This window comes from Rhizobium sp. NLR22b, from assembly GCF_019685295.1.
In the GTDB taxonomy this organism is placed as follows: domain Bacteria; phylum Pseudomonadota; class Alphaproteobacteria; order Rhizobiales; family Rhizobiaceae; genus Rhizobium.
In genome coordinates, this window is record NZ_JABDWM010000003.1 from 172,550 (window position 1) to 198,054 (window position 25,505).

18 protein-coding genes are annotated in these 25,505 nt (G+C 61.6%); 5 read left to right on the plus strand and 13 right to left on the minus strand.

The genetic code is table 11. The features are described from left to right. The first annotated feature begins 408 nt into the window (after nucleotides 1-408). From gltB to HJC00_RS06940, 3 genes are all read left to right on the plus strand, one after another. Entirely contained in the window at nucleotides 409-5,130 is a 4,722-nt protein-coding gene (gene gltB / locus HJC00_RS06930) for a glutamate synthase large subunit (RefSeq protein WP_221163802.1), read from the plus strand. Nucleotides 5,131-5,357: 227 nt separating this feature from the next. Next, complete coding sequence (locus HJC00_RS06935; protein WP_210629856.1) at nucleotides 5,358-6,812, plus strand: glutamate synthase subunit beta; 1,455 nt, start codon at nucleotides 5,358-5,360, stop codon at nucleotides 6,810-6,812. 213 nt (nucleotides 6,813-7,025) lie between these two features. After that, nucleotides 7,026-7,652: a hypothetical protein gene (locus HJC00_RS06940; RefSeq protein WP_210629857.1), complete on the plus strand. Its 627-nt coding sequence runs from the start codon at nucleotides 7,026-7,028 to the stop codon at nucleotides 7,650-7,652. Between the two features lie 24 nt (nucleotides 7,653-7,676). On the opposite strand, the gene HJC00_RS06945 is transcribed toward HJC00_RS06940, so the two are convergent. Beyond that, on the minus strand, nucleotides 7,677-8,921 hold the full coding sequence (locus HJC00_RS06945; RefSeq protein WP_210629858.1) for an SGNH family hydrolase: 1,245 nt from the start codon (nucleotides 8,919-8,921) through the stop codon (nucleotides 7,677-7,679). A gap of 61 nt (nucleotides 8,922-8,982) precedes the next feature. After that, entirely contained in the window at nucleotides 8,983-10,206 is a 1,224-nt protein-coding gene (locus tag HJC00_RS06950) for a lytic murein transglycosylase (RefSeq protein ID WP_221163803.1), read from the minus strand. A gap of 204 nt (nucleotides 10,207-10,410) precedes the next feature. On the opposite strand from HJC00_RS06950, the gene galU reads away from it, so the two are divergent. Continuing rightward, the gene (gene galU / locus HJC00_RS06955; RefSeq protein ID WP_210629860.1) at nucleotides 10,411-11,298 is read left to right on the plus strand and encodes a UTP--glucose-1-phosphate uridylyltransferase GalU; all 888 of its coding nucleotides are present in this window, start codon (nucleotides 10,411-10,413) and stop codon (nucleotides 11,296-11,298) included. A gap of 57 nt (nucleotides 11,299-11,355) precedes the next feature. Here galU and HJC00_RS06960 read toward each other — a convergent pair whose 3' ends face one another. Continuing rightward, nucleotides 11,356-12,888, minus strand: coding sequence for an outer membrane beta-barrel protein (locus tag HJC00_RS06960; protein WP_210629861.1), 1,533 nt, complete (start codon nucleotides 12,886-12,888; stop codon nucleotides 11,356-11,358). Between the two features lie 140 nt (nucleotides 12,889-13,028). Between HJC00_RS06960 and HJC00_RS06965 the strand changes: the two genes are divergently transcribed. Beyond that, nucleotides 13,029-14,024 carry an SIS domain-containing protein gene (locus HJC00_RS06965; protein WP_221154556.1) on the plus strand — a complete coding sequence of 332 codons (996 nt, stop codon included), beginning with the start codon at nucleotides 13,029-13,031 and terminating at the stop codon, nucleotides 14,022-14,024. Here HJC00_RS06965 and HJC00_RS06970 read toward each other — a convergent pair whose 3' ends face one another. From HJC00_RS06970 to HJC00_RS07015, 10 genes are all read right to left on the minus strand, one after another. Next, nucleotides 14,025-14,480 (minus strand): NfeD family protein, encoded by a 456-nt coding sequence (locus HJC00_RS06970; protein ID WP_221163804.1) that lies wholly within the window; start codon nucleotides 14,478-14,480, stop codon nucleotides 14,025-14,027. A gap of 3 nt (nucleotides 14,481-14,483) precedes the next feature. Next, entirely contained in the window at nucleotides 14,484-15,506 is a 1,023-nt protein-coding gene (locus tag HJC00_RS06975) for an SPFH domain-containing protein (RefSeq protein ID WP_221163805.1), read from the minus strand. 143 nt (nucleotides 15,507-15,649) lie between these two features. Then, nucleotides 15,650-16,684, minus strand: coding sequence for a ferrochelatase (gene hemH / locus HJC00_RS06980; protein ID WP_210629865.1), 1,035 nt, complete (start codon nucleotides 16,682-16,684; stop codon nucleotides 15,650-15,652). 123 nt (nucleotides 16,685-16,807) lie between these two features. Next, nucleotides 16,808-18,781 carry a bifunctional metallophosphatase/5'-nucleotidase gene (locus HJC00_RS06985; RefSeq protein WP_221163806.1) on the minus strand — a complete coding sequence of 658 codons (1,974 nt, stop codon included), beginning with the start codon at nucleotides 18,779-18,781 and terminating at the stop codon, nucleotides 16,808-16,810. A gap of 202 nt (nucleotides 18,782-18,983) precedes the next feature. After that, on the minus strand, nucleotides 18,984-19,358 hold the full coding sequence (locus tag HJC00_RS06990; protein WP_210629867.1) for a hypothetical protein: 375 nt from the start codon (nucleotides 19,356-19,358) through the stop codon (nucleotides 18,984-18,986). Nucleotides 19,359-19,531: 173 nt separating this feature from the next. Beyond that, nucleotides 19,532-20,983, minus strand: a complete 1,452-nt coding sequence (locus tag HJC00_RS06995; protein ID WP_210629868.1) for a homospermidine synthase — start codon at nucleotides 20,981-20,983, stop codon at nucleotides 19,532-19,534. 166 nt (nucleotides 20,984-21,149) lie between these two features. Continuing rightward, the gene (locus HJC00_RS07000; RefSeq protein ID WP_221122975.1) at nucleotides 21,150-21,434 is read right to left on the minus strand and encodes a YciI family protein; all 285 of its coding nucleotides are present in this window, start codon (nucleotides 21,432-21,434) and stop codon (nucleotides 21,150-21,152) included. Nucleotides 21,435-21,436: 2 nt separating this feature from the next. Continuing rightward, nucleotides 21,437-22,066, minus strand: coding sequence for an aminotransferase class IV family protein (locus HJC00_RS07005; RefSeq protein ID WP_221154563.1), 630 nt, complete (start codon nucleotides 22,064-22,066; stop codon nucleotides 21,437-21,439). Next, nucleotides 22,063-23,217, minus strand: a complete 1,155-nt coding sequence (locus HJC00_RS07010; RefSeq protein WP_221154565.1) for an aminodeoxychorismate synthase component I — start codon at nucleotides 23,215-23,217, stop codon at nucleotides 22,063-22,065. The genes HJC00_RS07005 and HJC00_RS07010 overlap by 4 nt, the downstream gene beginning before the upstream one ends. A 317-nt stretch (nucleotides 23,218-23,534) precedes the next feature. Continuing rightward, nucleotides 23,535-25,391: a M3 family oligoendopeptidase gene (locus tag HJC00_RS07015; protein WP_210629872.1), complete on the minus strand. Its 1,857-nt coding sequence runs from the start codon at nucleotides 25,389-25,391 to the stop codon at nucleotides 23,535-23,537. Nucleotides 25,392-25,505: the final 114 nt, after the last annotated feature.

Genomic DNA, 25,505 nt, shown 5'->3' on the forward strand with positions numbered 1-25,505 from the left:
GCGTCGGTGCGTAATTTTATTTCTCTAATGGGGTTTATCTGGCAATCTTCCTTCGCAAAATCACGTTTTTTAACGTAACGCTCTTGCGGACCGGGATCGTTTCTGGCATAGAACTGGTGAATTAGGACAGTGTTGCTGTCCTATTTTGGCCCCTGGGGCCGAAGAGGCGCCGAAAACCCTGGCAGCGACGGGCTTTCACGCTATAGTTCTTCCAACCGTCAAGCCCCAGGCGGCGCGCGGAGGCGAATGGCAGGCGCGGAACGCGGCGGTTTGCTTTCCCTTAAAGCAGATGTCTGCGGCCGATCTTCACAATGCAACAGCGCTGTCATGCGACGGACCTATTTTCGGGTTGCGGCGCGAGACGAAGAGCCGCCCGCGGCCCCGCGGGCTTCGACAGGAGGAAAGACGATGACGAAGACGCCATCCATGGAATTTGACCGGTTTGCTGCTGCAGAGGTGCGCGCGACGGCCAAGACGTCCAAATCCGCGTCCGGCCTGCCGAAGAAGCAGGGGCTTTACGATCCTGCCAACGAGCATGACGCTTGCGGCGTTGGCTTCGTCGCCCATCTGAAGGGCGAGAAGTCGCACCAGATCGTCAAGGACGGCCTGTTCATCCTCGAAAACCTGACGCATCGCGGCGCCGTCGGCGCCGATCCCCTGATGGGCGACGGCGCCGGCATCCTGGTGCAGATCCCCGACCGTTTCTTCCGCGAGGAGATGGCGGCGCAGGGCATTACCTTGCCGCCGGTTGGCGAATATGGCGTCGGCCATATCTTCATGCCGCGCGACCAAAAGCAGATCGAGCACTTCAAGAAGGTGATCAGGGACGTCATCGTCGAGGAAGGCCAGGTCTTCATCGGCTTCCGCGACGTGCCGGTCGACAATTCCTCGCTTTCCAAGGCGCCTGATATTGCCGCGACCGAGCCGCATCATGTGCAGGTCTTCATCGGCGCTGGGGAAGATGCCGAAAACAACGACGAATTCGAACGGCGGCTGTTCACGCTGCGAAAGGTCATCTCCAACCGGATCTATGACGAGTTCGAGGGTGAGGAGAGCAATTTCTACCCGGTGTCGCTGTCGTCGGCGACGGTGGTATACAAGGGCATGTTCCTGGCCTATCAGGTCGGCGCCTATTATAAGGACCTGTCGGATCCGCGTTTCGAAAGCGCGGTCGCTCTCGTGCATCAGCGCTTCTCGACCAACACCTTCCCGTCGTGGAAGCTCGCCCACCCCTATCGTATGGTCGCCCATAACGGCGAGATCAACACGCTGCGCGGCAACGTCAACTGGATGGCGGCGCGCCAGGCCTCGGTCTCTTCGCCGCTGTTCGGCGAGGACATCTCCAAGCTCTGGCCGATTTCCTACGAGGGACAGTCGGACACGGCCTGTTTCGACAATGCGCTGGAATTCCTGGTGCGCGGCGGCTACTCGCTCGCCCATGCCGTCATGATGCTGATCCCGGAAGCTTGGGCCGGCAACCAGTCGATGGCGGCCGAACGCAAGGCATTTTACGAATATCACGCCGCGCTGATGGAGCCGTGGGACGGACCGGCGGCGGTCGCCTTCACCGACGGCCGGCAGATCGGCGCCACGCTTGACCGCAACGGCCTCAGGCCGGCGCGCTACCTCGTCACCGATGACGACCGTGTCATCATGGCGTCCGAGGCCGGCGTGCTGCCGGTTCCGGAAGAAAAGATCATCCAGAAGTGGCGCCTGCAGCCGGGCAAGATGCTGCTGATCGACATGGAAGAGGGCCGCATCATCTCCGATGACGAGGTGAAGTCGCAGCTTGCGACGGCGCATCCCTATCGCAGCTGGCTCGACCGCACCCAACTCATCCTCGAAGACCTGAAGCCGGTGGAACCGCGGGCGCTGCGCCGCGATGTATCGCTGCTCGACCGCCAGCAGGCCTTTGGCTATACGACCGAGGATACCAAGATCCTGATGTCGCCGATGGCGACGACCGGTCAGGAAGCGATCGGTTCGATGGGCACCGATACGCCGATCTCGGCGATGTCAGAAAAGCCCAAGCTGCTCTACACCTATTTCAAGCAGAACTTTGCGCAAGTGACGAACCCGCCGATCGATCCGATCCGCGAAGAGCTCGTCATGAGCCTCGTCTCCTTCATCGGCCCGCGTCCGAACATTCTCGACCATGAGGGTATGGCGAATGCCAAGCGCCTGGAAGTGCGTCAGCCGATCCTGACCAATGGCGATCTCGAAAAGATCCGCTCGATCGGCCATACGGAAGACCGTTTCGATACCAAGACGCTCGATTTCACCTATGATATCGAACGCGGCGCTGCCGGCATGCCGGAGATGCTCGACCGACTCTGCGAACGCGCGGAAGCGGCCGTCAAGGGCGGCTACAACATCATCGTGCTTTCCGATCGCCAGATCGGACCTGATAGAATCGCCATTCCGGCGCTGCTCGCAACGGCTGCCGTCCACCATCACCTGATCCGCAAGGGGCTTCGCACGTCGGTCGGCCTCGTCGTCGAAACCGGTGAGCCGCGCGAAGTGCATCATTTCTGCCTGCTCGCCGGCTACGGCGCCGAGGCGATCAACCCCTATCTCGCCTTCGACACGCTGCTCGACATGCATGCCAAGGGCGAGTTCCCGAAGGAAGTGGATGCCTCCGAAATCGTCTACCGCTACATCAAGGCGGTCGGCAAAGGCATCCTCAAGGTCATGTCGAAGATGGGCATCTCGACTTACCAGTCCTATTGCGGCGCGCAGATCTTCGACGCCATCGGCCTCTCGTCCGACCTGGTCGACAAGTATTTCTTCGGAACGGCGACGATGATCGAAGGCATCGGCCTCGAAGCGATCGCCGAAGAGACCGTCGCGCGCCATACCGCAGCCTTCGGCAAGGATCCGTTGCTGGCGACAACGCTCGATATCGGCGGCGAATATGCCTACCGCATGCGCGGCGAAAGCCATGCCTGGACGCCGGATGCGGTTGCAGCTCTTCAGCATGCCGTGCGCGGCAATGCCGAGGATCGCTACCGCGAATTCGCCGAGATGGTCAACAATTCGGCGCTGCGCATGAACACGATCCGCGGGCTCTTCAGGATCAAGAGCGCCGAGGCGCTCGGCCGTAAGCCGGTCTCGATCGATGAGGTCGAGCCGGCCGCCGATATCGTCAAGCGGTTCTCGACGGGGGCAATGTCCTTCGGCTCGATCTCCCGCGAGGCGCATACGACGCTGGCGATAGCCATGAACCGGATCGGCGGCAAGTCGAACACCGGCGAGGGCGGCGAGGAGTCCGACCGCTACATGCCGCTCTCCGATGGTTCGATGAACCCGGAGCGTTCGGCGATCAAGCAGATCGCCTCGGGCCGCTTCGGCGTCACCACCGAATATCTGGTCAATGCCGACGTGCTGCAGATCAAGGTGGCGCAGGGCGCCAAGCCCGGCGAAGGCGGTCAGCTGCCGGGCCACAAGGTCGACGCGACGGTCGCCAAGACCCGTCATTCGACGCCGGGTGTGGGCCTGATCTCACCGCCGCCGCATCACGACATCTATTCAATCGAGGATCTGGCGCAGCTGATCTACGATCTGAAGAACGTCAATCCGACGTCCGACGTGTCGGTCAAGCTGGTCTCCGAAGTCGGTGTCGGCACGGTTGCGGCGGGTGTCGCCAAGGCGCGCGCCGACCACATCACCGTCGCCGGCTTCGACGGCGGCACCGGTGCCTCGCCGCTGACCTCGCTCAAGCATGCCGGCAGCCCCTGGGAGATCGGCCTTGCCGAAACCCAGCAGACGCTGGTGCTGAACGGCCTGCGGTCGCGTGTCGCACTGCAGGTGGACGGCGGCCTCAAGACCGGCCGCGACGTCATCGTCGGGGCGCTGCTCGGCGCAGACGAGTTCGGTTTCGCCACCGCGCCGCTGATCGCGGCCGGCTGCATCATGATGCGCAAGTGCCATCTCAACACCTGTCCGGTCGGCGTAGCGACGCAGGATCCGGTGCTGCGCAAGCGCTTCAAGGGCACGCCGGAGCACGTCATCAACTACTTCTTCTTCGTCGCCAACGAAGTGCGCGAAATTCTCGCCTCGCTCGGGTTCACCCGGCTTGACGACATCATCGGCGCATCCGAGCTGCTGGAGAAGGATGAGATGCTGGCGCACTGGAAGGCCAGGGGCCTCGATTTTAGCCGCATCTTCCACAAGGTCGATGCCGCCAAGGAAGAGACTTTCTGGACGAGCCGGCAACAGCATCCGATCGACGATATTCTCGACCGCGTTCTGATCGACCAGGCACAGCCGGCGCTGACGGACAAGACGCCCGTCGCCTTCGAGGTCGGCATCAAGAACGTCGACCGTTCGGCGGGCGCGATGCTGTCGGGCGAAGTCGCCAAGCGTTACCGCCATCGCGGGCTGAAGGAAGATACGATCAACGTGACGCTTCGCGGTACGGCGGGGCAGAGCTTCGGCGCCTTCCTGGCGCGCGGCGTCACCTTCAACCTGATCGGCGACGGCAACGACTATGTCGGCAAGGGACTTTCGGGCGGCAAGATCATCATTCGGCCGCCGGAGAACTCGCGGATCGTCGCCGAAAATTCGATCATCGTCGGCAACACCGTGCTTTATGGCGCGACCGAGGGCGAATGCTATTTCCGCGGCGTCGCCGGCGAGCGTTTTGCCGTGCGCAACTCCGGTGCGATCGCCATTGTCGAGGGGGTCGGCGACCATGGCTGCGAATACATGACCGGCGGCGTTGTCGTCGTGCTCGGCGCCACGGGCCGCAACTTTGCGGCCGGCATGTCCGGCGGCGTCGCCTATGTGCTCGATGAAGCCGGCGATTTCGCCAGCCGCTGCAACATGGCGATGGTCGAACTCGAGCCAGTGCCGGAGGAGGACGACATGCTGGAGAAGCTGCATCATCACGGCGGCGATCTCATGCACAAGGGACGTGTCGACGTCTCAGGTGACATGACGCGCCACGATGAGGAGCGGCTCTACCAGCTGATCTCCAATCATCTGCACTATACGGGCTCCGCCCGCGCCAAGCAGATCCTCGACAGCTGGGCCGACTACCGCCCGAAGTTCCGCAAGGTCATGCCGGTCGAATACCGTCGTGCGCTCGAGGAAATGGAGCGCAGCCGGATGGGCATCGCCGCGGAATGATTTGAACCGGAGCATCCGCCACCTGCCGATCGCAGGCGGCGGATGACGGAAACATCTCGATGACTCGTGATGATCATGACGACGGCGGAAAGCCGTCCGGATCGCGCGGCGTCCTTCAGGAGATCTGTTCCAATGACGGTCAAGAGAAGCAACCCGCCCGGATTGCCGGGGACTGACGACAGAGAACTGGCCGCAGTGAGGCGGTCATGAGGGTAAGGGACGAAGAAATGGGTAAGGTTACAGGATTTCTGGAAATCGACCGGCAGGTGGCGAAGTACCAGCCGGCGTCGGATCGCATCCGGCATTTCCGCGAGTTCACGATCCCGATGTCGGACCCGGAAGTGCAAAAACAGGCCGCGCGCTGCATGGACTGTGGCATTCCCTATTGTCACGGGCCGACCGGCTGCCCGGTTCACAACCAGATTCCGGATTGGAACGACCTCGTCTATAACAACAACTGGGAAGCGGCGATCCAGAACTTGCATTCGACCAACAACTTCCCGGAATTCACCGGCCGCGTCTGCCCGGCTCCCTGCGAGGAAGCCTGCACTTTGAATCTCGAGGATGCGCCGGTCGCCATCAAGACGGTCGAGCAGGCGGTCGCCGACAAGGCCTATGAACTCGGCTTCATCAGGCCGCAGCCGGCCACGGTCCATACCGGCAAGAAGGTCGCCGTCGTCGGCTCCGGCCCCGCCGGCATGGCGGCTGCCCAGCAGCTCGGCCGCGCCGGCCACGAGGTGCATGTCTATGAGCGCGAGACCAAGCCGGGCGGCCTGCTGCGCTACGGCATTCCCGATTTCAAGATGGAGAAGAACTTCATCGACCGCCGCGTCGAGCAGATGAAGGGCGAGGGCGTGACCTTCCATTGCGGCGTCAATGTCGGCGTCGACGTCAAGGTCGAACAGTTGCTGGCCGACCACGAGGCCGTCCTTTATTGCGGCGGCTCCGAGACGCCGCGCGAGGCGGGCATTCCGGGCGCCGACCTCGCAGGCGTGCATGATGCGATGCCCTATCTGGTGCAGCAGAACCGCCGTGTCGGGCGCGAGAATATCGACAGTGTCGGCTGGCCGTCGGACCCGATCCTGGCCGGCGCCAAACATGTTGTCGTCGTCGGCGGTGGCGATACGGCTTCGGATTGTGTCGGCACGGCCTTCCGCCAGGGGGCGGTCAAGGTCACCCAGCTCGACATTCGGCCGCAGCCGCCGGAAAAGGAAGACAAGCTCGCTGTCTGGCCCTTCTGGGCGACGAAGATGCGCACCTCCTCCTCGCAGGCCGAGGGCGCCGTGCGCGAGTTCCAGGTCGCGACGCTCGAATTCATCGGCGAAGACGGCGTGCTGACGGGCGTCAAGTGCTGCGAGGTCGACGAGCGCCGGCGGCCGGTTGCCGGCACGGAATTCGTCATCCGCGCCGATCTCGCCTTCATCGCCATCGGTTTCCGCGGCCCGTTCACGACAAGCGTGCTGAAGGAGCTCGAAGGCAAGCTGACGCTGAACACCGACAAGCGCGGCTCGACCAATGTCGTCGCCAACGACCGCGACTACAAGACCTCGGTCGACAAGCTCTGGACGGCGGGCGATGTGCGCCGTGGCCAGTCGCTGGTGGTCTGGGCGATCCGCGAAGGTCGCCAGGCGGCACGCGCCATCGACGAGGCGTTGATGGGCTCGACCGTCCTGCCGAACTGATCGCGCCTCAGATAGCTGATGAAGAGACGAACTCCGCCCCTTCCGGCGGAGTTTTTTATTGTGCGCGGCGCGTCCGGCGGGACCTCCTTTGCCGGTGCGACCGCTTGACGCGGCGGAATGCGACGCAAGCCTTGAGCAATGCCGGAGGGTGAAGCTTAAGCCGGACGCGGGCTCAGGAGGAGCCGCCGCGAATGATCGACAAGGATTATTCAAATGGTTTCTGCACTCGATAATACCAGGATGGTTTCGGCTCAATACGCCTTGAAGAATCTTCGGAGCTCCGATGAAAGCTCGGAGGATACGCGGAGTTCGTCGGCCGCCAGCATTCTGAGCAGCTACGGACTCGATTCGAGCTCAGCGTCGCTTCTTTCCAATCAGGCGCTGTCGGGGCTGCTCGACACGCTTTCCTCCAAAAGCGATACTTCCGACGAGACCGACACGACCGACGACCGCGCCGATGTGACCAGCGCCTCCTTCATGTCGATGCTGAAGCACCAGTTGCAGGAAGCGGCCGCGGCCGAAGGCGAAAGCGGCAAGGCTCATGACATGCTGGCTGCGCTCGAAACAGGCACGCTCTCCATCTCCGATCCGAAGCAGGGCGTGTCGATCCGCGCCTGGGACGTCGATGATCCGGATGAGGCCGACACGGAAAGCGAGGCCGGCAAGGCGATCAATGTCAGCGGCTGGAGCGATTTCCTCGATGCGCATCTGGAGCGCGGCTCCGACGGCGCCTTTGTCAAGGAGAACGGCAGCTATGTCGATCAGACGAACGACAGCAATGCCTTCTTCGGGCTGATCGGCTCGAACTACTATTATCTGAGTTGGCCAAAGGCGGCGTAAGAAAGCCGCCTCGCGTAGCCTTTTTCATTTCACCGAGACTTCGGCCGGCGTCTTGGCCGCCGGCATGCGGTAGTCGTCGACGCGACCGACAGGTGCCGGCGTCATCTCGCCCTGCTCGACCAGGAGATCGCGCGGCGATTTCGTCAGCGTCACCGGTGGCGGTCTTGCGCCAAGGAGCTCGGCGCCGCCATCGAGATTGGGATCGGAGAGGCTGATCGGCACGGTGTGCTCGACCGGATTGGTGGGAAGGCCGAGACCCGGCAAATTGCTTTCATCGAGGCGCACCAGATCAGGGCTTGCCTGGGTGCCGAGAATCCGGCGGGCGGGCTTTTCCACATAGAAGGCAAGTTTGCGCCGGCCGGCCTGCGTGAGGTTGATGCCGTCGGAGGTGCGCAAGCGCACCTGCTGCCCCTTCACGTCGGAACCGGTGACGATGAAGGTGCCGTTTTCATCGACAAAACCATCCCAGATATCGACGAATTCACCGCCGATGCTCTCGACCTGGTTACGATAGAGCTGGTTCATCTGGACGGCATCGGCCGTCATCTGATCGGATTCGAAGGCGGGAAGACCGACCCAGAGCAGCGGTATCTTGCGGCTGGTGACTTCCTTGCCGAAAGAAAGGACACGGCGGCGATATTCGGCAAACCAGCCGTCGGTGCGGAACTTCTCCTTGGCAGTGTCGGTCACCATCTGCTGGCGGTCATTGGCGCCGATCATGACGACGACCATTGCCGGCTTCAGCTCGTCGATCATCTTCGGTAACTGTTCCGGCCAGTCATAATAATCATCGCGGACAAGACCCGAGGAAACATTGCCGCGGGCTTCGACGATGACGCCCGGCGATGTCTCGAAGGCGGCGGTCAGGCCGTCGCCGAGGCCGCTAGCGAGAAAATCACCGACGATCAGGATCTTGCGGGCGTCGGGGAGCTTCTGCACGACAGGCTCTTCTTCCCGTACCGGAGCGCGGACCGGCGGCGTGGTGCGGGGATTGACCACGGCTTTCTGCGCCGGCGGCGGGCGCTTGCGCTGCTGGCGTCTCGGCTCCGGGACATCAGGAGCCTGTGGGCTGTCGTCGAGATAGCGCCGGCCGAGGAAGAAATCCAAGATGGACCGGCGCTGATAGCGCTGCTCCTGGGCTTGGGCGACAGCCACCGGCGCAAGAGCGCCAAGGCACACCGAAGCCGCCATCAAGGCGAGCATGAGCCAGCGGATTTGAGGGGTCCGGTGAGTTTTCTTCATCATGGGCAGTTCCGCATCTGCCGGCATCTTGCACTGGTGGCAGGCCAGCGTCTACTCCCGCTTTATGTAGGTCATCGTAGGGCCACTTCTAGCGGCGAAGTGCGTTCAAAAGCGGCAGCGAGGGCTCGCCGTCGGGCTGCATGCCGATGCGCTCCTGCACCGCCGATATCGCCGCTTTCGAACCCGAGCCGAAATTGCCGTCAACCTCACCATTGTAATAGCCGAGCGTCTTGAGACGGGTTTGCAGCTCGAATTTCTCGGTGATGTCGAGCGCGCCGTCGGGGCGCGGCCAGCGCTGCTGAATGCCGCCATAGCCGGCGATCTGGTCGGCCAGCAGGCCAACGGCGAGCGCGTAGCTGTCCGACGCATTGTAGTTCTTGATGGTGAAGAAGTTTGCCGTCATCAGGAAGCCGGGACCGCCGGCTCCGGCAGGCATTTTCAGCACGGCTTTGGTGCCGCCGTCGCGGAAGGCCTTGCCGTTCGGCCGTTTCAAGCCGAGCTCCGCCCATTGGGCGAGCGTATGGGTCTTGCCGGCCTGCTTGGCGGCTGCGGCGGGAACGACGACCTCGTAGCCCCAGGTCTTGCCGGCATCCCAGCCGTTCTTCATTAGCAGATTGGCCGAGGTCGCCAGCGCGTCCGGCACCGAATTCCAGATATCGCGATGGCCGTTGCCGTCGGCATCGACAGCGTAGAGCAGGTAGCTTGTCGGGATGAACTGAGTGTGGCCCATGGCGCCCGCCCAGGAGCCGGTCATCTGACGTGCCGGCACATCCCCATTCTGCAGGATTTTCAACGCGGCAACCAGTTGCTTCTTGGCGAATTTGGCCCGACTCGGATCGGCGTAAGCAAGGGTTGCCAGTGCGCGCGGCACATAGTGCAGCCGGTCGTCCTTGTCGAGAATCGCGCCGTAATTCGATTCCATCGACCAGATCGCGAGCAGAATCGTCTTGTCGACGCCGAAGCGCTGCTCGATCGCATTGAGCGTCCGCGCATGCTTGACGGCCATCTCGCGGCCGATCCTGACCGTGTAGGGGTTAACGCGGGAATCAATGTAGTCCCAAATCTTCGAGGTGAATTCCGGTTGATAGGCCGCCTTTTCGAGCACCGTCGGGTCGGGTTCGCTCACCCCGGAAAAGGCCTTTTGATAGGTTGCCTTACTGATGCCACTCTCAGCGGCTGTTTGGTAAAAGTCCGCGATCCATTTCTGGAACCGGGAATCGGCTTTCGCGTTGGCGGGGGCCAGCCCTACCTGGGCGGCGACAACGAGGGCGAGAGCAAGACCACGAAGGGAGTTTTTGTGATTCTGGATCATCGACAGTCGTATCCGTCATCTTCAGTTTTCGGTGCAGCAGGGGGCATCATGTCCGCCCAGACCCGAGACTACAGGAACGGAGTCAACAAATTCTTTACCATGGCGACCCGCGGCGGTCACCATTGCAAAACAGTCGCAATTCTATACTAGTCAGACGTGAACGGCTTTATTTAAAAGGCGATTTAGTCAAAGCAGGAGGCCTGTGTGGCGCATCACAATAAAGTTCGTAAGGCAGTTTTTCCGGTGGCAGGGTTGGGAACGCGTTTCCTGCCGGCAACGAAGGCTGTTCCGAAGGAAATGTTGACCGTTGTCGACAAGCCTATCATTCAATACGTCGTCGATGAGGCGTTGGAAGCAGGGATCGAGCATCTGGTCTTCGTCACCGGACGCAACAAGCACATTATCGAAGACTATTTCGACATTCATTTCGAGCTGGAACAGACGCTGCGCGAACGCGCCAAGGAGGCCGAGATAACCCTTCTTGCCGAGCAACTGCCAAAGGCCGGAACGGTAAGCTTCACCCGTCAGCAGGAACCGCTCGGTCTCGGTCATGCCGTCTGGTGCGCCCGCGAAATCGTCGGCGACGAACCTTTCGCGCTGCTGCTGCCTGATATGATCATGAAGGGCGACAAGGGCTGCATGAAGGGCATGATCGAGCTCTACGGCCAGAGCGGCGGCAACATTATCGCCGTTGAGGAATGTGCCCCCGATCAGGCCCATAAATACGGCATCGTCGGCGTCGGCGAAGCGATCGGCGAAGGCTTCCGCATCACCGGCATGGTGGAAAAGCCTGCCAAGGGAACGGCGCCCTCGAATTTCTTCATCAACGGCCGCTACATCCTGCAGCCGGAGATCTTCAAGATCCTCGAAACCCAGGAGCGCGGCGCCGGCAATGAAATCCAGCTCACTGACGGCATGCTGAAGCTGCTGAAGGAACAGGATTTCGCCGGCTACCACTTCCGTGGCACGACCTACGACTGCGGCGCCAAGGATGGCTTCATCCTGGCCAACGTCGCCTACGCCCTCGAACGCGCCGATATCCGTCCGTCGGTCGAAGGCGGTTTCAAGGAACTGCTTGCCGGCCTGAATTAAGGTTTGCGCACAGCTATGAATGATCAAGCGCCGCGCCTCGCACCGGAGGCGCGGCGTTTAGCGTTTCAGCTTCAGGCCGACGCCGGCGCGCCATTGCTGCGAGTCATCGCCGTCCTTGCGCGTCGTCAGCTCGTAGCCGAGCGTGCTGGTGAGATCGAGATAGCGGTTGATGTTCCAGGTCAGGCCGGTCGCCGCAGTATAGACGAGCTCGTCGTTGATTGTGCTGTCGGTGGGATAGTCGCGCCATATGACGCCGCCGATCATGGTTCCGACCAGGTTGTCGCGCAGCTGGTGGGTGACCGTCGTCGTCAGCGCATGCGAAACGTAGCCGCTCTCGCCGGCGGTGGTCGAGGGCTGGATGCTAGTCTGCAGGTCTAGATTGACGTCGGTGCCGCGGATCGGCGACCAAAGCAGGCTCGCATCGAGCGTGGCTGTATCGATCGAGGCGAGCCGGCTGTCCTCGAAATCCGCCCTTTCGTAGCCTACCCCGACTTCACCCTTCAGCTTTTCGCCGAGGTCGACCTCGACGCCGGCCTTGGCGCCATAGCTATGGCCTGAGCGCTCGTAACCGGCGGAGTCGCGTGTTTCGTCATAGAGGGTACGGCCGATCGTGGCCTCGATGAAGGGGATGAGCGCGGGCGACAGCTCGTAGCCGACGCGACCGCGCAGCGTACCGGTCGTCTGGTTGCGATCGTTCAACTCCACGGTCGTGCCGTTCGCAAGCGTGGCGTCGGAATAGATCGAACGGCTCAGCGCCAGCGCCGTCGTGCCGCGCAGGATGCCGAAATCGCGTTGGACGGAGGCGCCGGCAGTGAACTCCTGCACATCTGACTGCTGTGTGGCATCGGCGATGGCGTCGGGATCGTCCGTATCCTCGCGGTAGAAATTATAACCGGCCGTGAGGTGCGCCACCGTGTCGTCGGCAAGATCCAGGCGGAGATCGCTATTGACTTTGAAAGACGGCTGCTCCTCGCCTTCGCCGCTGATATTTCGTTGCCAGGCGCCTTCCGACGTGACGGTCAGCTGGTGCCGTCCCCAGTCGGAGGTGAGCGTCGCGGCTGCATCCGTTTCGAGGAAGGCGCGCCGTTGCCTGGTATTGCCGTCCTTGGTGGTCTCGGTGTTGATGCTTTGGGTCACGCTCGGACGGAGCACGAAGGTGCCGATCGGAATACCGGGTGTTTCTGCCATCGAGGCACTTTCGCCAGCCCTGCGGACCGGCGGTGTCTCGTCGATCCGCGCTTCACGGGTGTTCAGTCGGCGCATGTCCTCATCGAGGATTGAGCCGGTAATCTCGTCACCGGGTTGCGCGTCCGGTGTGACGGGCCTCTGCTGGGCGTCGTCCGGGTTTCCCGCCGCACCCGTTGCCACAGGAGCGGTAGAAACGTCGATTTCATCACCGAAACCGGCCGCGGCATTGTTCGTGGTGCGACTGTCCTGGCTGGCGGCGTGGCTAGCGACAGGCTGCTGCGAGATGGACTGTGCGAATGCCGCAGTCTGGCCGACCAGCAGGGTGCCGAACGCAGTAAAGCAGACGACACGCCTCATCGCGCGGAGCGGCGTCACACTGCTCGTCTGTTTTGGCTGCCCCATTCACTCGCCTGACATGCTTTCGGTTCTTACTCAAAGGTAAAGCGTTGTGGTTAATCATTCGTTGCCGCCGGCGGGCGCTGTTCACAATTCGGAAATGGTGCGGGGTGGACTTGGAAAGTGAAAAGGTCTAACGCATCTCCATGAACAGAAGAGCGATCAAACTCGTTGAAAACAGCGTGCTCGAATCGGCAAAACGCACGATAGAGACCGAGAAACGCGGTCTTGAAGCGCTCGAACGGGCCTTTGACAACGGACTGGCCGGTCCTTTCACCCGCGCCGTCGAGATCATCGGCGACATCTCCGGCCGGGTCATCGTTACCGGCGTCGGCAAGAGCGGCCATATCGGTACCAAGCTCGCGGCGACATTCGCCTCGACCGGCACCCCAGCCTTTTTCGTGCATGCGGCCGAAGCCAATCATGGCGATCTCGGCATGATAGCGCGCGATGACGTCGTCTTGGCGATTTCCAAAGGCGGCGAGAGCGCCGAACTCAAGAGTATCATTTCCTTCACGCGGCGCTTCTCGATCCCCTTGATCGCGATTACTTGCAGCGAAGCTTCCTCGCTTGCGACGGCCGCCGACATCGTGCTTCTGGTGCCGAACGAACAGGAAGCCTGCCCCAATGGGCTGGCGCCGACGACCTCGACGCTGATGCAGCTTGCACTCGGCGATGCCCTGGCGGTCGCACTCCTGGAGGCGCGGGGCTTTACCGCCACCGATTTCCACGTTTTTCATCCCGGCGGCAAGCTGGGTGCGAGCTTGATGCATGTCGCCGATATCATGCATACCGGCGAGAAGCTGCCGCTCGTTACCAAGGGCACGCCGATGCCGGAGGCGATCACCGTGCTGTCGCGCAAGCATTTCGGCTGCGTCGGCGTGCTCGACCGGGATGGGCGGCTCTGCGGCATCGTCACCGAAGGCGACATGGCTCGGAATCTGAGCCGCAACCTTGCCGAGCTTGCCGTCGACGACATCATGACGAAGACGCCGAAGACGGTGAAACCGACGATGCTTGCGACGGCCGCCCTGGCGCTGCTCAACCAGCACCACATCGGGGCCCTGATCGTCATCGACGAGGACAGCCGGCCGATCGGGCTGGTGCACTTCCATGACCTGCTGCGGATCGGCGTCGCCTGATCAGACCGGTTCGACCCGCAGGTCGCGGCCGTGACACGAGATCACCTTCACCTGTGTTCCCACAGGCAAATCAGGCCCCATTACCTGCCATAGCGTATCGTCGAGGCGGATGCGGCCGCGGCCTTCGCGGATCGGTTCCTGCAGCGTCGCCGTACGGCCAACGAGGCTCGCTCCGCGCTGATTGAGGAAGGGCTCGTCGGTCTCGGCGTTGCGCAGCGTCAGCCGGCGGCCGGCAAAGGTCGTGGCGACGGCCAGAAGCGCAAAAAGGATCGCTTGCAGTTCCCAGACCCAGAAGGCGTTGTCCCAGAAGAGCAGCGACAGTGCGCCGACGATCAAGGCCGCGAGGCCGATCCAGACCAGGAAGAAACCGGGCACGATCATTTCGGCGGCGAGCAGCACGAGGCCTGCAACCCACCAGTTCCATGGACCGAGTTCCGCGATGATCTTCGCCAGCATGGCTTATCGCTCCGGATCCGGATTGAAGGGATTGGGGGCCGGCGGATTGATCGGCGGCGCAGAGCGGATCGGCGCGGGACGCGGACGCGGCGGGGGCGGATTGCCGGCGTCACCGAAGACTTCGCGGGCGATGGCGCCAATGCCGCCGAGCGAGCTCAGGATGGAAGAGGCTTCCATCGGCATCAGCACGATCTTCGAATTGGGCGCCGAGCCGACCGAGGCGAGCGCTTCGGTGTATTTCTGGGCGACGAAATAGTTGATCGCCTGAACGTCACCGGCGGCAATCGCCTCGGAGACCATCTTCGTCGCCTTGGCTTCGGCCTCGGCCAGTCGCTCGCGGGCTTCGGCGTTGCGGAAGGCGGCTTCGCGCTGGCCTTCGGCCTGGAGGATCGCGGATTGCTTGGCGCCTTCGGCCCTGAGGATCTGCGCATTGCGCGCGCCTTCGGCCTCGAGCACCTGGGCGCGCTTCTCGCGCTCGGCCTTCATCTGGCGGGCCATCGCATCGACGAGGTCGCGCGGCGGCTGGATGTCCTTGATTTCGACGCGGGTGACCTTGATGCCCCATGGCTGCACCGCCTCGTCGACGACGCGCAGCAGCCGGTCATTGATCGCGTCGCGGTTGGAAAGCAGTTCGTCGAGATCCATGGAGCCCATGACCGAGCGGATGTTTGTCATGGTGAGATTGAGGATGGCATTTTCGAGGTGGGAAACCTGGTAGGCGGCCTGGGCAGCATTCAGAACCTGAAAGAATGCGACGGCATCGGCTGAAACCGAGGCATTGTCTTTGGTAATCACTTCCTGGGTCGGCACGTTCAGCACCTGCTCCATCACGTTCATCCGCGCTCCGACGCGCTCGATGAAGGGAGTGATGAGGTTGAGGCCCGGCTCCAGCGTGCGGGTATAACGGCCAAAGCGCTCAATAGTGTAGCGATAGCCCTGCGGTACGGTCTTGATCCCGGCAAAGAGGACCAGAATGACGAAGATGACCAGCACGATTACGACGATGTCGAAGCCGCCGAACAGCATGAAAATTTCCTCCCATCGGCGCATGCGCAAGCGCCTCACAACTGATGTGGTGAATTAGCATGTTCTTTGCGAGGAAGAAATGACACGCGGATGCACCACCTCCAGCTGAAAAGGAGGCTCTAGGAAAGGTCTTTATCTTCTTCTCAGACCCAACCCTGCAATTCGCGGCGGACCACCTTTTCCAGCACCTTCATGCCGTCTTCGCTGTCGTTGAGGCAGGGGATATGGGTGAACTTGTCGCCGCCGTTCTCGTGGAACGAATGCGCGGCTTGTTCGGCGATTTCTTCCAGCGTTTCCAGGCAGTCGGAGACGAAGCCGGGATTGATGACGGCGATGCGCTTGACGCCGTCCTGGGCAAGCTTCTCCACCGTCTTGTCTGTATAGGGCTGCAGCCATTCTTCCGGCCCGAAGCGGGACTGGAAGGTGACCATGAAGTTTTCCTTGGTGAGCCCGAGCCGCTCGCGCAACAAGCGGCCGGTCTTTTGACATTGACAGTAATAGGGATCGCCCTGCTTGAAATAGGACATCGGAATGCCATGGAAGGAGGCGAGCAGCATCTCCGGCTTCCAGTCGAGCGTGGAAATATGTCTTTCGACGGATTGGGCGAGGGCTTCGATGTAGGTCTCGTTATCGTGATAATCGGGCACGGTGCGCAGAGCCGGTTGCCAGCGCATCGTGAGCAGCTTCTGGAAGGCCTTGTCGTTGACGGTTGCGGTCGTTGCCGCCGCATATTGAGGGTAGAGCGGGAAGAGCACGATACGATCGCAGCCTTCTTGCTTCAGCGCATCGATGCGCGAAGCGATCGACGGCGTGCCGTAGCGCATCGCCCAGTCGACCTTGACATTGTCGAGATCCCGTAGGCGCTCGGTCATCAGTTCCGACTGGTTGCGCGTGTAGGTGCGGAGATAACTTTCGTTCTTCTCCTTGTTCCAGATCAGCTCGTAGGCCTTGCCGACCTTCTGCGGGCGTCTGTTGAGCACGATACCAAAGAGGATCGGATACCACTTCCAGGGCGACCATTCGATGACGCGGCGATCGGTCAGGAATTCCTTGAGATAGCGGCGCATCGAGGTGTAGTCGGTGCCGTCGGGCGTGCCGAGATTGACCAGCAGCACGCCGATCTTGCCTGAATTGACGGCCGGATGGTCCGCCGGGCGAAGTGAAATATCTGCTGTCATTCTAGCCCCAACGCTCGTTGTCTCATCGGCTGATACGCAGCTTCGAGAACATGGTTCACCCTATAGAAAGAAAAGCCGGCCCGGGAAACCCCGAGCCGGCCGATGGTGTCGAGACAAATCGTCTTATTTTGCAGGAACCTGGATCTCCTTGCCAACCGTCAGGTGGTGCGGATTCGGCTTGCCGTTGGCCTCCGAAAGCTTCCGCCACAGCGTCCCATCGCCATAGAAGCTGACGGCGAGATCCCAAAAGGTGTCGCCGGCCGCGATAACGTGGGTGGAAGGCGTTGTTGCGGCGGGGGCGGAGGCCGCCGGAGCTGGTTCCGCCGCGGGCGCGGGAGCTGCCGGTGTTGCCGGGGCTGGCGCGGCCGGGGCAGGCTCGATGGCTGGTGCGGGTGCGGCCGGGGCCGCAGGGGCAGGAGCGGGCTCAGTGGCCGGCGCAGGTGCCGCCGGCGCGGGAGCCGCCGGTTCGGCAGCTGGCGCCTGTGCCACGGTCGCGCCGATTTCGGTGACGCGGCCATCGGTATAGGGCTTATAGGGCGAATGCGCGGCGACGTAGTCGGCGGTCACGTCGGCGAGATCCGGGCCGTAATCATAGGCGTTCTTGCCTTGCTTGAAGATCGAATAGCCGTCGCCGCCGGCTCGCATGAAGTTGTTGGTGGCGATCTTGTAGGTCTTGGCCGGGTTGATCGGCGCGAAGTTGTCGCCCTCCTTCACCTGGACATCGCTGACGCGGCTGCCGACTGGCTTCGACTGGTCGAACGAGAATTTCAGGCCGGCGACCTGCGGGAATCGGCCGGCGCCCTGATCGACCTGGCTGACGCCGTTTTCGAGCGCCTTGACGACGTCCGCGCCGGTTGCTTCAAAAGTGGCGAGGGTATTCTGGAAGGGCAGGACAGTGATGACTTCGCCCTGGGTGATATCGCCGCCGTCGATCGAGGCGCGCAGGCCGCCGCCGTTCTGGAAGGCGATGGTGACGCCCTGGTTCTTGGTGCGATCGAGAATGGCATCGGCCACTAGATTGCCCATCGAGCATTCCTTGACGCGGCAGACCTTCCGGTCGCCCTCGATTGGGCTTTCGGAGGAGCCAATCACCTTTTTGCGCAGTTCCTCGATCGGTTTTGCCAATTCGGCGACGCGGGTGACGACGGCCGGATCGGGTGTGAAGGACGCGTCGATCAGGATCGGATCGCCCTTGGCTTCCTTGACGACGCCGTTATCGTCGAAATTGACGACGACGTCGCCGAGATATTTGCTGTAGGAGGCGGCCTGGACGACCGGCACCTTGTAGCCGCCCGGATTGTCGACCATCGTCGGATACGGGCCTTCAGCCTTCGGGTCGGTGTTGGAAAGCAGGCTGTGGGAGTGGCCGCCGACGACGACATCGACGTCCGGGATCTTGGCGATGAAAGCCAGGTCGCGGGGATAACCGACATGGGTCAGCGCGATGATTTTGTTGACCCCCTGGCTTTTCAGGTCCTGCACGGCTGATGTGATCGTCTGAACGTCATCTTCGATCGTGACATTCGGGCCGGGGGAGGAGAGCTCTGGCGTATCGTTGGTGACGGCGCCGACGATGCCGATCTTCTGGCCGCCGACATCGAGCACCAGCGAGGGCTTGATGCGGTCGCCGAGCTTGGAGGCGGCGCTCGCCTTGACATTCGCCGTCACCACGGGGAATTGCACCTTGTCGAGGAAGGTCGCAAGCCCGTCCTCGCTGTCGTCAAATTCATGATTGCCGACGGTCATGGCGTCGAACTTCATCAGGTTCAGGAATTCGGCTTCGGCCGCGCCCTTATAGGTGGTGTAGAAGAGCGAACCCTGGAAATTGTCGCCGGCATTCAGGAGAAGCACATTCTTGCCCGATAACGCCTGGCGGCGCTGGTCGATCGCGGTCTTCAGGCGGGCGGCGCCGCCGAAGCATTCCTTCTTGCCTTCCTCCTCGGCCGAGCAGGTGGAATCGAACTTGTTGATCGATTCGATGCGTGAGTGGAAATCGTTGATGTGAAGAATATTGAGTTCGTAATCGGCAAAGGCGGCGCCCGCGCTCAGCGCCAGCATGGACGCGGTCAAAAGACCGAAGCTGAAAGACTTCGTCATCCTTGTTCTCCTGATTGAGGCGAGAGATCCCCCTGATCCTCGCCAATCCCTATAATGGTGTCAGGCGGTTTCCCGCGTGCCGATGTTTCAACAAACGACGCCTAGTCGCAAGAGGGAAGCTGGGTTTGCGGCGGCGCTTTCCAAGATGCCGCAAAACAAAAAAGCTCCCGAATGGGAGCTTTTGCAGGGTGATATTGAAGCATTACAAACGACGTGTAAGCGTGAACTGCGAATTCGTTGCAGTCGTACAATTCAGCTGGCTCGTGCCGCTCATGGCGCAATTAACCAGGGAAGTCGTCCGCTTAACATTCGAGTAAAGGTTTATCTGAATGATCCCATCGGGGGTTGTTGTATATGTTCCGGATGCCATCTGCGTGTTCGTTCCGTCGCTGGTGCGGGTTACGAATTGTCCATTCGTGAAGGCGGAGGTCAAGCCGTTGGCATCCGTCCATTCGCCTTCAACAGAATTTGTTGCAGGCGGCGCGACTGCGATCGGTCGCTGTTGCGGTCCTGATGAAACGCAGGCGGCAAGAGTGGCCGCTGCACCGACAAGAACAAGACCAGTTCTGATTTTCATAAGGCTTCTCCCGGCGATTCGGCGTGGCGGTCACCCGCCAACTTCGGGCAAAACATGACGTGCGCTCGCCATGATGGCAAGGCTTGGAGCGGCGGCGGAGCCATTTATACAGCCAGCGTTACAAAAATGCCCGCCTTGCGGCGGGCATTGTCAAAATCCTGTGAGGGCGATTTTCAGCGAACGAGGACGTTCCTGAATTGCCACGGGTCCTTGGTGTCGATGTCCTCGGGGAAGAGACCGGGACGACCGTCGAGCGGGGTCCAGTCGGTGTAGTGTCCTTCGACCGGGCCGAGATAGGGCATCTGCACGTCGAGGCAGCGCTTGTAATCGATCTCATCCGCTTCGACGATGCCGGCCTTCGGGTTTTCCAGCGCCCAGACCATGCCGGCGAGAACGGCAGAGGTCACCTGCAGGCCGGTGGCGTTCTGGTAGGGCGCTATGCGGCGGGTTTCTTCCAGCGACAGGCGCGAACCATACCAGTAGGCATTCTTCTCATGGCCGTAGAGCAGGACGCCGAGCTCGTCGATGCCGTTCTCCAGCTCGTCCTCGTCGAGTACGTGGTGGACCGGCTGCGGGGTGCCGCCGTTGCCGAACATCTCATGCAGCGAGAGCACGGCGTCGTTGGCCGGATGGTAGGCATAGTGGCAGGTCGGACGGAATGTGACTTCGCCGTCCTTGTCGCGGACCGTGAAATAATCGGCGATCGAGATCGACTCGTTATGGGTTACGAGGAAGCCGTATTGAGGGCCGGGGGTCGGGCACCATGTGCGCACGCGGGTGTTGGCGCCCGGCTGCTCCAGGTAGATCGCCGCCTTGTTGCCCTTCTTGTGCTTCTTGGCGTTCTTCGGCATCCACTGCTCGTGCGTGCCCCAGCCGAGTTCGGCCGGCTGCATGCCTTCGGAGATGAAGCCTTCGACGGACCAGGTGTTCCAGAAGACGTTGAGCGGCTTCGGATGCTTGGTGCGCTGGGTGTCGCGCTCGGCGATGTGGACGCCCTTGACGCCGACCTTCTTCATCAGCTTGGCCCAGCCTTCGCGATCGTGCTGGTCCGGTTCCTCGAATTTAACGCCGATATCATTGGCGAGGTTGACGAGCGCCTGCTTGACGAACCAGGAGACCATGCCCGGATTGGCGCCGCATGTGGAGACGGCGGTGGCGCCGCCGGGGTTTTTCGCCTTTTCCCTGCGCACCGTCTCGCGCAGCGCATAGTTGGTGCGGTCGGCATTGCTCATGCCCTTGTCGAAATAGAAGCCGAGCCAGGGCTCGACAACCGTATCGATATAGAGAACATCGAGCTTGCGGCAGAGCTTGATGATGTCGAGCGAGGAGGTGTCGACCGAGAGGTTGACGCAGAAGCCCTGGCCTTCGCCTTTCGTCAGCAGGGGCTTCAGCAGCTCCTTGTAATTGTCCTTGGTGACATATTCCTGAATGTGGCGAACGCCGTGTTTCTTCAGGATCTCCATGTCGGAGGGTTCTTCACGCGGGTCGATGACGACCATCCGGCTCTTGTCGAATTTGAAGTGGCGCTCGATCAGGGGCAGGGTGCCGCGGCCGATGGAGCCAAAGCCGATCATCACGATCGGACCGGTAATTTCGGCATATACCGGATAGTTCTGTTCCGTCATTCTTTTCTCCTGTGGAAGGGGACGAAGGCGTTCAGCCTGAAGAATTCTTGTGAGATTGCCGCAGAAATTGCGAAGTGACCGGCTCTAACCACAAAACGCCGTCACAATAAAGAGCGTTGACGGGGAAAGGGCAAATATCGGGGCGACGAGATCATCTGACCGAAAATCATCGCTTCAGGATTTCCAGTCCTTCAACCGCCGTCGTTATCGCAAGTTCGGTGATTTCGTATTCGGCGACGTCGTGGATAGTGAAGGGATCGGCGGCGACATAGGCTTCGATTGCGGCACGGTCGCCGATGGCGAGGATCGCGCCGCCGGTGCGCGGCACCTTGCGGCCGGAGGCGAGAAACCAGCCTTTGGCGTAACCCTCCTTCACCCAGGCCATGTGCGGCTCCATGTGCCTGTCGGCCTCGTCGTTGGATTTGCGATAGGTAAGGGAGAGGATGAACATGATCATTTCCTGAGAAGGTTTGCGCGGATCAGTCCGCGCAGCGAGTTGCCGACATACAGCGTGCCGGCGTCAAGATCGGCAAGTGTGAGACGGCCGACGCGGGCCTTGCGCCCGCAGATGAGTTCGGTGCGCAGCACGCCGGCGAGCAGGCCGCAGGAGATCGGCGGGGTGCGCAGAATGCCGCTTCCGTCGTCGAGAAAGATGGAGGTGATGGTGCCCTCGCAGACTTCGTCGTGCTCGTTCAAGAGGATGACCTCGTCGGCTTCCGCCTGAGCATATTCGGCGCGGGCGGTCTCGTAGACGGTGCGCCGTGTGGTCTTGACGCGCAGCAGGCTGTCGGCGGAGTGGAGGCGGGTCTTGGCGATACGGACACTCCAAACGGACTGTGGCGCCAGCGGGATGAAGGGCGCGCTCGTCACCTCGATCTCGCCTTGCGGGTCGAAGGTCAGGCGGACGCGCAGCGGGCCGCCAGCGCCGGCAACGGCTGCTTCGAGCTTTGTTTGCGCATCGGTCGGCGGCGGAAAACCGAGGCGACGGGCGGAGCGGGAAAGCCGGGCCAGATGCAGGCGCAGACGGATGAAGCCTTCGCCGGGCTGCCAGCGCAGCGTCTCGATCAGCGAAAAATCGGTCATCGCGCGATCCACTGGTCGCCGACCGCGAAGCGGGCCTTGAGCAGGCATTCCTCATATTCGGCCTCGGCGGTGGAATCGAAGACGATGCCGCCGCCGACATTGAAGATAGCTTTGCCGCCGTCGAAAAGCGTGACGGTGCGGATGGCGACGGAAAAACGCATGGCGCCGGTCGGCGAGATCATGCCGATTGCGCCGCAGTAGGCGTCACGCGGGGTATCTTCGAGCACGTGGAGAATCTCCATCGCCCGGATCTTCGGTGCGCCGGTGATCGACCCACAGGGGAAGAGGGCGGCAAAGATGTCGCGGATCGATAGTCCGGGTCGAAGTCTGGCCTGCACATGGCTGACCATCTGGTGGACGGTCGGATAGGTCTCGACGTCGAAGAGCTTCGGGACATTGAGCGTGCCGACCTCGGTGATGCGGGAGATGTCGTTGCGCAGGAGGTCGACGATCATGCGGTTTTCGGCCTGGGTCTTGATATCTGCCCGCATGGCCGCGATGATTTCGGCATCCTCGGCGGCAGTCGTGCCGCGTTTTGCCGTGCCCTTCATCGGGTGGGTTTCGATCCAGCCTTGCTCATCCGTGCGGAAGAAGAGTTCGGGTGAACGCGACAGGATGAGCGGACCGCCGAGATCGACCAGTGCGCCGTATTTCACCGGCTGGCGTCCGATCAGCGACCAGAAGGCGGCACGGGGATCGCCGCTCCAGCGAGCTTCAACCGGCATGGTGAGGTTCGCCTGATAGGCGTCGCCGAGCCGCAGGTGCTGGTGAAGACGGTCGAAACGCTCTTTATATATAGGGAAATCCCAGGCGGCCTTCGGGGCGGTGAGGAATTCCTCGTTTTCGAGACGCTGTTTCGGCTGGGCAAGTGGATGCGTGTCCGGCTGCGGTGCGTCGAAGACGCCGAAACAGAGGAGCGGCGTTTCGCGACCTTCTCCGGCAAAGGAAGCGAGTTTTTCTTCGAAGAGATATCCGGCCTCGTATGCCATGTAGCCCGCAAGCCATTTGCCCTTGGCCTTGGCCTCTTCCATGCGGGCGAGACCTGCGAAGAATTCGGCGCGCGTCCTGGCAAGGATGATCTCGGCGGGCTCGGCGAAAAGCATCACTTGGCCTGAAGTGTCGTCGCGGAAGAGAATATAGCGATCAGGCATGGTTGCGCCGCATCTTGCTTGGTCACCCGACGCTGGCGATGGTCTTGCTGCGGTAGGCCGGGACCGCGGCTACATCCACCCTCATTCCTGTGCTCGTCACAGGAATCCAGCCACGGCGCGTCTGCGCCGTGAATGACACAATTCCGGCACCTGAAGAGTCTCCCGCGTCCAAGGACTTGGGCGCGCTGGATTCCTGTGACGAGCACAGGAATGAGGGAGAGGGGGGTGCCGTCATGGTTCCTCGTGGACGTTGCAGAATGCGGCTGGCTGATCAATAGCCCGCCATGAGGTTCGCTCTTTCTGGCCTTAGCCGAGACTTACGCCCTATCTAGCGCTTCCAGCTCGTCAATCAGCCCTTCGATCATCGACAGGCCCTGGCTCCAGAACGACGGATCGGTTGCGTCGAGGCCGAAAGGCTTCAAGAGCTCGGAATGATGCTTGGTGCCGCCGGCCTTCAAGAGTTCGAAATACTTCTCCTGGAAGCCCTTCTCGGCCTTCCGGTAGACGGCATAAAGCGAATTGACCAGGCAGTCGCCGAAGGCATAGGCGTAGACATAGAAGGGCGAATGGACGAAGTGGGGGATATAGGCCCAATAAGTCTCGTAGCCCTCTGAAATATTGATCGCCGGCCCGAGGCTTTCCGACTGGACGGAGAGCCAGAGCTCGCCGATGTCGTCGGCGGTGAGTTCGCCTGCCTTGCGGGCGGTGTGCAGCTTGCGCTCGAATTCGTAGAAGGCGATCTGGCGCACGACCGTGTTAATCATGTCCTCGACCTTTTGGGCAAGCATCGCCTTGCGCTCGCGCTTGTCGGTGGTCTTTTCCAGGAGCGCGCGGAAGGTCAGCATCTCGCCGAAGACGGATGCGGTCTCGGCCAGTGTCAGCGGCGTCTGGCACATCAGCGCGCCCTGCGCGCCGGCAAGAACCTGATGGACGCCGTGGCCGAGTTCGTGGGCAAGCGTCATAACGTCGCGCGGCTTGCCCATATAATTGACGAGCACGTAGGGGTGAGCCGAGGGAACCGTCGGATGAGCGAAGGCGCCGGGCGCCTTGCCTGGGCGAACCGGGGCATCGATCCATTGCTCGTCGAAGAAGCGTCTGGCGATATCGGCCATCTCGGGGGCGAAATTGCCGTAAGCCGAGAGCACCGTGTCCTTCGCGTCCGCCCAGGAGATCACGGCGCTCGACGTTTCCGGAAGGGGCGCGTTGCGGTCCCAGAAATTCATCTGCTCCATGCCGAGCCATTTCGCCTTCATCTTATAATAGCGGTGCGAAAGGCGGGGATAGGCTTCCCGGACGGCTGCGGCCAAGGCGTCGACAACCTCGCGCTCGACGCGGTTTGCCAGATGTCTGGAGTCGGCGATATCCTCGAAGCCGCGCCAGCGGTCGGAGATATCCTTGTCCTTAGCAAGCGTATTCGTGATCAGCGTGAAGATGCGGATATTCGCCTTGAAGGTTTCGGCGAGAGCCATGGCCGCCTTGCGGCGCACTTCCGGATCCTTCTCCTGCAGCATGTTCAGCGCCACCTCGAGCGGCACTTTCTCGCCATCGATCTCATAACGAAGTTCCGCCATGGTTTCGTCGAAGAGGCGATTGAAGGCGGAGGCCGATGTCATCGACTTCTCAAGGAAGAGCTGCTCCAGCCTGTCGTCGAGCTGATAGGGCTTATCTTTACGCAGGTCGATCAGCCAGGGGCGATAATGGCCGGCATCGGGGTCCTTCGCCATGCAAGCGTCGATGACGGCGTCGTCGATCCGGTTCAGCTCGAGCGCGAAGAACAGGAGATGGCCGGAGAATTCGGTGACCTTGGCCTGGACGTCGCCGTAGAGCTTGCCGTTGGCCGGATTGGTGGTGTCGGAGAAATAGGTGAGGCCGGCAAAGGAGCCGAGGCGGCCCATGATATCGTCAAGCGCCTCATATTCCTTCAGCGCCGCGCCGATGCCTTCGGTGCCGGTCTTCACTGCTGCTTCGGCGAGTTTGCCCTTCCACTTTTCTTCGAAAGCGATCGCGGCCTTGCCGGCCTTTTCCATGTCGGCGACGAAGGCGGTGGACGTGGCGGAGGGATAAAGATCCTGCAGTTTCCAGACCGGCAGGTCGCCGAGCGCCGGATCGGCCGCCGCCCCGGCTGGCGTTGCTGGCGAGAAAAAAAAGCCGGCGTGCAGGGGCTCGATTTTCATGGGCGCAATTCCTCTCCACTTTATAACAGGTCTGTTTGAATAAGCGCGAGAAGGCACCGCATCAAGGGCCTTTCGGCGCATAAAAGGCCTCGCTTCGGCACGAAATCGGGTCTT